Annotated in this window: 6 protein-coding genes and 1 pseudogene; all 7 read right to left on the bottom strand. The window is 38.5% G+C overall.

Annotation, left to right across the window (positions count from 1 at the left end; all coding sequences use genetic code 11):
- A pseudogene (locus tag BN200_RS00890) lies at positions 1-400 on the bottom strand (uracil-DNA glycosylase); the annotation flags it as partial.
- A gap of 371 nt (positions 401-771) precedes the next feature.
- Complete coding sequence (locus BN200_RS00885) at positions 772-1,530, bottom strand: hydroxymethylpyrimidine/phosphomethylpyrimidine kinase (protein ID WP_019220517.1); 759 nt, start codon at positions 1,528-1,530, stop codon at positions 772-774.
- Positions 1,521-2,126 (bottom strand): thiamine phosphate synthase, encoded by a 606-nt coding sequence (locus BN200_RS00880; protein ID WP_019220516.1) that lies wholly within the window; start codon positions 2,124-2,126, stop codon positions 1,521-1,523. The genes BN200_RS00885 and BN200_RS00880 overlap by 10 nt, the downstream gene beginning before the upstream one ends.
- The gene (locus BN200_RS00875) at positions 2,123-2,896 is read right to left on the bottom strand and encodes a thiazole synthase (protein ID WP_019220515.1); all 774 of its coding nucleotides are present in this window, start codon (positions 2,894-2,896) and stop codon (positions 2,123-2,125) included. The genes BN200_RS00880 and BN200_RS00875 overlap by 4 nt, the downstream gene beginning before the upstream one ends.
- 3 nt (positions 2,897-2,899) lie before the next feature.
- Positions 2,900-3,097 (bottom strand): sulfur carrier protein ThiS, encoded by a 198-nt coding sequence (gene thiS, locus BN200_RS00870; RefSeq protein ID WP_019220514.1) that lies wholly within the window; start codon positions 3,095-3,097, stop codon positions 2,900-2,902.
- 3 nt (positions 3,098-3,100) lie between these two features.
- Positions 3,101-4,051: a glycine oxidase ThiO gene (gene thiO, locus BN200_RS00865; protein ID WP_019220513.1), complete on the bottom strand. Its 951-nt coding sequence runs from the start codon at positions 4,049-4,051 to the stop codon at positions 3,101-3,103.
- Positions 4,048-5,883, bottom strand: a complete 1,836-nt coding sequence (gene thiC, locus BN200_RS00860) for a phosphomethylpyrimidine synthase ThiC (protein ID WP_019220512.1) — start codon at positions 5,881-5,883, stop codon at positions 4,048-4,050. Before thiC ends, thiO begins: the two co-directional genes overlap by 4 nt.
- Positions 5,884-6,000: the final 117 nt, after the last annotated feature.

Below are 6,000 nucleotides of genomic sequence, written 5' to 3'. Positions count from 1 at the left end.
CTTCTCGTCCTGGTGCTTCTCCTATGAGCATGAGAGGGCTTCCCGCTGTTCCATCTGAAAAACAGGTATTTTTTGCTGTCAGTTTTAAAGAGCAGCCGTTAAACGCGAGGAGAGCAGACTTTAATTCATCAAGTGTATTCGCATTTTTTGCAGTCTCTATAGCAGAAGATTCACCTTGTATGGTCGTAGGGTTAGAGGGCGGATGATTGTCTAACTTTGTGGTTGGTGATCTCTGTTGATTATGAGAAATCTTCACTATTTGTGTTGATTTCTTTTCTAAGCAAGCAGCTTGACTAAAGCGATCAATAGGTAAATCTGTTAAGGCAGCATCTACACCGCTTTCTTTATAAAAGCTTAAAAGTTCTTCATATGTGATTGAGCACGGAGTGTGATTGAACATTTTATTTTTTCTGATAATTTCTCTACTATGAATAGAGCAGATAAAATTATCCTTCAAGCTTTATGATGTGTTTGTGCGTAATTTTTATGCATGAAAAAATGATAGCCTTTTTCTTGATAGAAAACAAAAACTTTACAATAGAGTGACTAACAGTTGTACGCATTTAAAATATGTGATCTTCCTCGTTAAGCTATAATGAAGTATCTTATAATAAAAATTTTTTATCAAACAACTGATATAAAGTGAGAATCTTTTATAAAATAATTCTCTACTATAATTATAGATTTATTTTAAATCTTTTAAAGAAAAGATAGCGTACAAGCTGTAAAAATTATTAAGAATCTTTAATAAGATTGCAACATAATATTAATTTAATCATCTTTTTGATTGTTATTTAACAATAATTTATAAATATATTCTTTTGCATTTTTTATAGCTTGCGTCATAGATTCATTTAATGCCAACTGTGCCGCAATAGCGCTGGAGAGGATACAACCTGTTCCACGCATTGTTCCCGTTAAGCGCGGGGTAGAAATATTGATGATTTCAGTTTTATCAATCAAGCTATCCGTTGCAAGGGGGCCATCTGCATGTCCACCTTTTATCAAGATGGAGCGTGGACCAAATGACAGAAGTTTTTTTGCTTGTTGTATTGCTTGCTTATGACAAGATGCCAATGGGGTTTGGCTGAGAAGGGCGAGCTCTTCCCTATTGGGTGTTAAAAGATCAACGTGAGGGAGAATTTTATTGATCATAATTTCTATGATTGGTTCCGTTGTTAATTTCCCTCCTGAGGAGGCAAAAAGTACAGGATCAAAAATCACCGGAATATGAGGATAGTCTTCTAGGACATGACAGATAGCTGCGATAATTGCTTTTGTTCCTGTCATGCCGATTTTTATTGCGCTTATAGGATTAGCTTTTAGGGCTGTGCGCATTTGCGAGATGATGAGTTTTTCGTTCATTGGAACAATTTCAGCGACGTGGTTATCATCTTGTACATTAATGCAAGTGATTGCTAAATTTGTTTTTACTTGAAAATGTGCTGAGGTTTCGATGTCACGTGCAATACCCGCTCCCCCCGTTGGATCGGTGCCTGCCACAATGAGAATAGAAGGCATCAACGCCATGCTTGTGTCACCTTGATCCACTGCCTCACACGCTGTTCAGGTTTTTTATGGAGGAGAATATCCGTTACAACAGCAGCACTATTGGCTCCTGCTTTCAAAACATCAAGTGCACGTTCTGGTGTTAAGCCACCAATGCCAACAAAAGGTAAAGCACCAATCTGCTTTCTCCATTGTTTAATTTTTTCTAGTCCTTGGGGCATCCATTTCATTTCTTTTAAGATTGTCGGATAAATAGGTCCCAGTGCAATATAGTCGGGATTAACAGAAAGTGCTATATCCAGTTCTCGTTTATCATGTGTGCTAAGACCAAATCTTATACCATTTTTACGAATTGCGCGAAGGTCAGCATTGCTTAAGTCTTCTTGTCCAAGATGAATAAAATTGCATTTTTCATCAATTGCTATTGTCCAATGATCATTAATAATGAGTTGTGCTCCCCATTTACCGCATATGTTTTTTGCGCGCTTAATATGTTCACGGATTGTTTTAAGATTTTCATTTTTCATACGCAATTGTATGAGCTTGATGCCAAGAGGAACCAAGCGTTCAACCCAATCCGCATGATCAACGATGAGATAAAATGGGTCGAGTTTCATGAAAAGACTGCTTTTCCAATAATTGGCGTTGAAGGAACGGCTACATTGCGTGCTTCGAGAAAGCCTGCTTTATATCCCATACGTCCTGCTTGAATAGCCTTAGAAAATGCTTCAGCCATTAAGACAGGATCAGCTGCTTTAGCAACTGCGGTGTTAAGAAGCACTGCATCATAACCAAGTTCCATGGCAATGGCAGCATGGGATGGACGTCCAATTCCAGCATCAATAACAAGAGTAACATCAGGAAGGTAAGCACGGATAGAACGCAATCCATCAGTATTATGGGGGCCTTTTGCAGATCCAATAGGAGCACACCAAGGCATGATGACTTGGCATCCAACATCCAAGAGTTTTTCAGCAACAATGAGGTCATCTGTTGTATAGGCAAAAATTTCGAAACCTTCACTGTTTAAAATTTGTGCTGCTTCGATTAAGGAAAAAACATTTGGCTGTAAGGTATCAGGATTACCGATAATTTCGAGTTTAATCCAAGGTGTTTTAAAGAGATCTCGTGCAAGTTTTGCGGTTGTAACAGCTTCTTTAACAGTATAACAACCAGCGGTATTGGGGAGTACTGTTATATCCAGTTCTTTAAGAAATTGCCAAAATTGTCCACCTTGTTTTCCACCGGCGGTTTCTCGGCGTAACGAAACTGTCACAATTTCTGTATTCGCTTTATGAATAGCATCACGAAGAATTGCTGGTGAAGGATATTGCGCTGTACCTAACATAAGACGAGAAGAGAATTTACGTCCGTAAAGATTCAGCATAGCTTAGCCTCCTTGCATTGGGCTTAAAATTTCAATTTTATCTCCTTCATGTAAGAGACATTGGCTTCGTGCATTGATAGGAACAACTTCCGTATTAACAGCGGTTGCGAGCCAATTTCCTTCATAACCCAATTCTTCAAGTAACAGATTGAGAGTGATGACTTCTGTTTGGATTGTTTGACCATTGACAAATATTTGCATGCTTTACTCCAATGCCAACTTCATTGCTCGTTTTGCCATTTCGGGAGATAAAAGAAAACCATGTCTATAAAATCCATTAATAGAAATATGGTTACCATATTTGTACACGGAAGGGAAGTTATCAGGATAACATGGTCGTATACCAACGCCGGATTCAAGAATTTCTGCTTCGGCAAAAGCGGGATGCAAGGTATAAGCCGCATTGAGTAATTCCATCATTGATCTTACCGAGATGGCACCATCAAAGTCACTTTCAATCATTGTTGCACCAATCATAAAAATATTATCTTGCCGAGGAACAATATAGAGAGGAAACCGTGGATGAAGGAGGCGAATTGGACGAGAAATTTTAATATCTGTACTGCGTATGAGAAGCATTTCGCCACGTACACCCCGTATATTTTTGTCTTTTCCTAAACGCGCTATTCCAGTTGCATCAATAACAAGATCAAATTTTTTTTCAGATGTTTCTATTTCAACAAAACAGGCTCCATTTTTTATAAGATCTTCTTTTAAAGTGATAAGTGCTTTACGCGGATCAATGTGTGCTTCATCTTCATAAAAGAGTGCATGGTTAAAACGTTCCGCAAGATCTGGTTCAAGACGCGCTATTTCTTCACCATTGATAGTTTTATGATGATGTGTACGCGCTGAAAATCGTTCAAGTTCTACCTTATCTCGTGTAGGTGCGACAACTAAAGTTCCTTTTCGTATAACGAGATTGGGAAGTATTTTATGCCACCATTCTATGGCTTGTATACCAAGCTCTTCAACAATTTGTTCAGCATTTTCTCTTTCACAGTAAGGTGCTAGCATTCCGCCCGCATACCAACTTGCCGTTCCTATAGGAGAATGAGGAGGCGCCGATACAGTCACAGAAAGACCTTTTTGTTGTAACATAAAGGCAACTGTTAATCCCCCTACACCTGCACCTTTGATAAGAATATTCTTCAATTCTTTACTCTCTTTTTTTGATCAGGAAGAGTATTTATATAAAGGTCACCTTTTTTTTGATATTTCTCTGCCATGGCAAGCATGCCTTCATCTTTTCTTTTTCTTATTGCGACTGTCTCACGAATATCATGGGAAATACGCATAGAACAGAATTTAGGTCCACACATGGAACAAAAATGCACCAATTTATGTGCTTCTTTAGGCATTGTTTCATCATGAAGGGTGCAGGCTGTTTCTGGATCAAGAGAAAGGTTAAATTGATCATGCCATCTAAAGTCAAATCGTGCACGTGAAAGGGCATTATCGCGCAATTGTGCTCTAGGCAAACCTTTTGCAAGATCAGCAACATGGGCAGCAATTTTATAAGTGATCACACCAGTTTTTACATCATTTTTATCGGGAAGTCCTAAGTGTTCTTTAGGCGTTACATAACAGAGCATAGCTGTTCCAAACCACCCAATCATAGCGGCACCAATTGCTGATGTAATATGATCGTAACCAGGAGCGATGTCAGTAGTAAGGGGCCCCAAAGTATAAAAAGGTGCTTCATGACAAAGATTGAATTGTTGCTCCATATTTTCTTTAATTTTATGCATTGGTACATGCCCAGGACCTTCAATCATAACTTGTACATTTTTTTTCCAAGCAACTTTTGTCAATTCTCCTAAAGTTTTAAGTTCGGCAAATTGAGCTTCATCATTAGCATCTGCAAGAGAACCAGGACGCAGTCCATCTCCTAAGGAAAGAGAGATATCATAGGTGCGTGCAATATCACAAATTTCATCAAAATGTTCATAGAGAAAACTTTCTTTATGATGATGAAGGCACCATTTCGCCATAATTGAACCGCCCCGTGAGACAATACCTGTTACACGATCAATGGTCAGGGGAATAAATGGTAATCTTAAGCCAGCATGAATAGTAAAATAATCAACACCTTGTTCTGCTTGTTCGATAAGAGTATCACGGAAAATGTCCCATGTTAAATTTTCAGCAATACCTTGTACTTTTTCGAGTGCTTGATAAAGAGGAACAGTTCCAATCGGAACCGGTGAATTTCGAATAATCCACTCACGAATATTGTGAATATTCTTCCCTGTTGAGAGATCCATAACTGTATCTGCTCCCCAACGAATAGCCCAAACCATTTTATCAACTTCTTCTGCCATAGATGAAGTAACTGCTGAATTGCCAATATTGGCGTTGATTTTAACACGAAAATTGCGTCCGATAATCATTGGTTCGCATTCTGGATGATTAATGTTATGAGGAATAATGGCGCGCCCGCAAGCAATTTCATTACGAACAAATTCTGCAGTATAAACCTCTGGCATTGATCCATGAAATGTCTGTTTTGATCGCACTTTTTGCTGATCTTTTATTGAGAATCCTTCATTTTCTCGTATAGCTACATATTCCATTTCTTCGGTAATAATGCCTGCACGTGCATATGCCATTTGTGTAATTGCTTTACCTTTTTTTGCTCGCAAAATAGAGCGCTTTTGTTCAAAGGCTGGTATAGAGGTTTCTTCATAAGCTAATCCGTTATCTTCAGGTTTAATGGAGCGTGCGGGATAAGGTTCGGTATCAGCGCGTTTAGAAAGCCAAGCTGAGCCAATTGCTGGTAAGCCTTTTGTAATATCAATGATCATATCTTTATCAGTATATGGACCGGAAGTATCGTAAATATTTAAAGGTTTTTCACTGCTACCATTGGTTAATGAAATCTCACGTAATGGGACACGCACATCAGAAAAGAAAGGGCTTTGTTGATAAATTTTGCATGAGGCTGGAAAGGGGCTGCAACTGATTGATGGGATTTTTTTCTGCATAAACTTTTTCCTTATAAACATAGAGTTTAAAAACAGGCTGCGGTGTTAGGAAGGGTATATTCAAATGATCAATCATGTACGCTTGAATGAAGAGCTGTATAGAATACCACTTTTATG

Source organism: Bartonella senegalensis OS02, assembly GCF_000312545.1.
GTDB lineage: Bacteria > Pseudomonadota > Alphaproteobacteria > Rhizobiales > Rhizobiaceae > Bartonella > Bartonella senegalensis.
Note: the sequence above shows the minus strand (reverse complement) of the source record. Positions and strands in the feature narration are given on the sequence as shown.